The sequence below is a fragment of the Candidatus Aquarickettsia rohweri genome (genome assembly GCF_003953955.1).
GTDB lineage: Bacteria > Pseudomonadota > Alphaproteobacteria > Rickettsiales > Midichloriaceae > Aquirickettsia > Aquirickettsia rohweri.
In genome coordinates, this window is record NZ_RXFM01000155.1 from 1 (window position 1) to 687 (window position 687).

The following is a 687-nucleotide window of genomic DNA, read 5'->3' on the forward strand; positions in this document are numbered from 1 at the left end:
GATTATAAAACTATGGATATAAATTACATGGAAAGTGTAATTTGGGCATTTAAAGAGTTGCATAGTAAGGATTTGATATATCAATCTATGAGAGTGATGCCATATTCATGGGCATGTGAAACGCCTGTTTCAGATTTTGAAACAAGGATAGATAATTCTTATAGAGAGAAACATAGTAAAGCTGTAACTCTTGGTTTTAAGCTTTCAGAAGAAAATGAAATTATTGAAGGCTATAAAGAAATCCATCTTGCTATTTGGACTACAACTCCTTGGACTTTGCCATCTAATTTAGCAGTTGCTGTAGGTGAAAATATTGATTATGTAGCAGTTGAAAAAGATGGAGTTGCAATTATTATTGCTAAAAAATTATTATCTAAATATGAAAGAGAGCTAGGTAATTATATAGTAAAAAAAATAAAAGGTAAGGATTTAATAGGGCTGAAATATAAACCACCGTTTGATTATTTTAAAAAACATGAAAATGCTTTTAAGATACTTCATGCAGATTTTGTAACAACTGATGATGGTACTGGAATAGTGCATATTGCACCTGGTTTTGGTGAAGATGATCAGGTATTATGTGAGAAAAATAATATAGAATTGGTATGCCCAGTTGATAGTGCAGGGAAATTTACGCATCCAGTTAAAGAGTATATTGGAACCCAAGTTTTTGAAACAAATGAAGAT

General features: G+C 30.9%; 1 protein-coding gene. It reads left to right on the plus strand.

Going from position 1 to position 687, the window contains the following annotated elements; translation table 11 throughout:
* Positions 1-687, plus strand: a 687-nt coding sequence (locus EIC27_RS06890; protein WP_153183787.1) for a class I tRNA ligase family protein, incomplete at both ends; no start/stop codon positions are given.